3 protein-coding genes and 1 pseudogene are annotated in these 2,746 nt (G+C 67.7%); 2 read left to right on the forward strand and 2 right to left on the reverse strand.

Going from position 1 to position 2,746, the window contains the following annotated elements; all coding sequences use genetic code 11:
• Window positions 1–168 precede the first annotated feature (168 nt).
• Together BN3906_RS13665 and BN3906_RS13670 are read right to left on the reverse strand one after the other, a co-directional pair.
• Window positions 169–816: a peptide deformylase gene (locus BN3906_RS13665; protein ID WP_066590218.1), complete on the reverse strand. Its 648-nt coding sequence runs from the start codon at window positions 814–816 to the stop codon at window positions 169–171.
• A 29-nt stretch (window positions 817–845) separates the two neighbouring features.
• The gene (locus BN3906_RS13670; RefSeq protein ID WP_066590221.1) at window positions 846–2,168 is read right to left on the reverse strand and encodes an MFS transporter; all 1,323 of its coding nucleotides are present in this window, start codon (window positions 2,166–2,168) and stop codon (window positions 846–848) included.
• Between the two features lie 119 nt (window positions 2,169–2,287).
• Here BN3906_RS13670 and BN3906_RS13675 point away from each other — a divergent pair, with 119 nt between their 5' ends.
• Window positions 2,288–2,497 (forward strand): DUF3263 domain-containing protein, encoded by a 210-nt coding sequence (locus BN3906_RS13675; RefSeq protein WP_066590224.1) that lies wholly within the window; start codon window positions 2,288–2,290, stop codon window positions 2,495–2,497.
• A gap of 15 nt (window positions 2,498–2,512) precedes the next feature.
• Window positions 2,513–2,746, forward strand: a pseudogene (locus BN3906_RS13680) (hypothetical protein); the annotation flags it as partial.

Here is a 2,746-nt window from a genome sequence, read left to right on the forward strand (position 1 = left end):
GGGCCGGACCGTGAGCGGGTCGGTGTGTCTCGACACGGGGAAGGGCAGGCCGGTCTGCGCCGGTGGGAGGGCACCTGCCCGGGCACCGGACCAGGCGGTGTCCCGGTCCGGCCGTTCGCCGGCGGCTGGGTCACGGGGGTGCCCGGAGGGGGTTGCTGACACGGCGGTTCAGTCGTCGTGGCCGAAGGGGTCGGGGTCGACCCCGGGAAGCCAGGAGTTGCCCGGGACGGTCCACCCCTCGCGCTTCACCATCTTCTTCGCCGCCCGGGCATAACGGCCGATGAGCATGTCGATGTAGAGGTGCCCGTCGAGGTGGCCGGTCTCGTGCTGCAGGCAGCGGGCGAAGAACCCGTGGCCTTCGACGCTCACCGGCTGACCGTGTTCGTCGAAGCCTGTGACCCGTGCCCAGTCGGCGCGGCCGGTGGGGTAGTCGTAGCCGGGGACGGAGAGGCATCCCTCGACGTCGTCCTCGGGGTCCGGCATGGTCTCCGGTACAGGCCCGGTCTCCAGGACCGGATTGATGACGCAGCCCCGGCGCATGGGGCCGCCCTGGGCCTCGATCTCGGCGTCGGACTTCCGGGTACCGTCCGGCCCGTCGATGTCCGGGCAGTGGTAGACGAACAGCCGCAGTCCCTGCCCGACCTGGTTGGCCGCCAGTCCCACCCCGTGTGCCTTTTCGAGGGTCTCGTACATGTCGGCGATGAGCCCGCTCAGTGCGGTGCCCTCACCGAGCTGGTCGACGACCGGTTCGGGGACCGGGGTGGTGGGGCGGTGCAGGACGGGGTCGCCGCAGATGACGACTGGAAGAACGGACATGCCGTCCAGAATAACCCGCTGTCTTCCGGTCAGACGTGGAGGTCCGACTTCTCCACCGACTTCGGCACCATGAGTACCGCAACCAGGGAAATGAGGCACATTCCCCCGAGGTAGAGGCCGATCATCCAGGACCGTCCGGTGGCGTCGAGGATCATCTGGGCGAAGGTGGCGGCGAAGGCACCGCCGAGGATGGAACCGAAGGCGTAGCCGATGGAGGTCCCGGAGTAGCGGACGTCGGCGGGGAACATCTCGGCGTAGAGGGCGGACTGGGGGGCGTAGGAGGGCGCCAGGCCGAGGGTCAGCACGAGGATGGCGAAGATGAATGACGCGGTGGTGCCCTTGTCGATGAAGTACCACATGGGAACGACCCAGGCGATGAGCAGGACGTAGCCCAGGGCGAAGGTCACCCGACGGCCGATGCGGTCGGAGAGCCGGCCGCTGTAGATGGTGAGCACCAGCCAGGCGATACCGCCGACGATCGCGGCGACGAGGGTCTGTGACTTCTCCATCCCCAGGGTCTTCGCACCGTAGGAGGAGAAGAAGGCGATGACCATGTAGCCGGTGGCGTTGTTTCCGGCGAAGATGAGGGCGGCGAGCAGCACCCGGCGCCAGTGGTCGCGGAACAGGCGTCCCAGCGGGGCCGAGGCGTCCTTCTGGCGGGACTGCATGTCGAGGTAGACCGGGGATTCGGCGACGCCGGCGCGGATCAGGTAGCCCACCACGATGAGCAGGAGGGAGGACAGGAAGGGGATGCGCCAGCCCCAGGACTGGAAGTCGTCCTCGGACAGGGAACTGGTGAGGACGTACATGAACGAGGTCGCCAGGATGAGTCCGAGGGGGACGCCGATCTGCGGGTAGGAGCCGAACAGCCCCCGCTTGTCGCGGGGGGCGTGCTCGACGGACATCAGGGCGGCGCCGCCCCACTCTCCGCCGGCGGAGAAGCCCTGCAGGATGCGCAGCAGGATCAGCAGGACGGGTGCGGCCACGCCGATGGTGCCGTAGGTGGGGAGGACGCCGATGAGCGCGGTGGCAGCGCCCATACCGACCAGGGTGACGACGAGCACCGCTTTGCGTCCGTATCGGTCACCGAGGTGACCTGCGATGATCGCGCCGAGCGGGCGGAAGAGGAAGCTGATGCCGATGGACGCCCAGGAGAAGATCTGGGCCAGCGAGGCGCTGCCCACGGGCTCGAAGAAGAGGGGGGCGAAGATGAATGCCGCGGCCTGGGCGTAGATGAAGAAGTCGTACCACTCGATGGTGGTTCCGACGAGGGTGCCGGCGAGCACCCGTTTCTCTTCTCTGGAACGGGACCCGGACACGGGTCCGGCGGGGTGAGCGGTGGCGGTCGCCACGGGGCCTCCTGAAAGGTTCTGGAAAATCTCTGGGTGTCCGCACCTGCTGGCAGAGGTACTGACCTGACAGTTCGGGGGTGAGATCGTCAGGGTGGTGACGGGTATTACACTTTACGGGCATGACTGCGCTGAACGACCGGGAACGGGAGATTCTCGCCTTCGAACGCCTGAGGTGGTCGGCCGAGGGAGCGAAGGAGGAGGAGATCCGTCGTCGGTTCGGAGTGGAGCCCTGGCGGTACTTTCAGCAGCTCAATGCCCTTATCGAGAGACCGGAGGCGCGTGAGGAGGACCCGGTCACGGTGAGGATACTGCTGGAAAGGCGGGGCTGAAGTTAATATTGGGGCGTGACTGATCACAATGGACCGCGCCATGCCCGGGATTCCGACGGGAATCCACCTGACAGTGTTGACCGCGACAGCTCCCACGGGGACCGGTCGTACGGAGACCACTCGTACGGCTCCGCCCACGACGCCACGTACGACTCCGCCTACGACTACGACCCGGCCTACGCGTACCCTGCCGCGGCCGCCGGAGACGTCCCCGGCGCCCCGGAAGAACCCCGGGCCGGTGCCGCCGGT

Source organism: Corynebacterium provencense, from assembly GCA_900049755.1.
Taxonomy (GTDB): Bacteria; Actinomycetota; Actinomycetes; order Mycobacteriales; family Mycobacteriaceae; genus Corynebacterium; species Corynebacterium neomassiliense.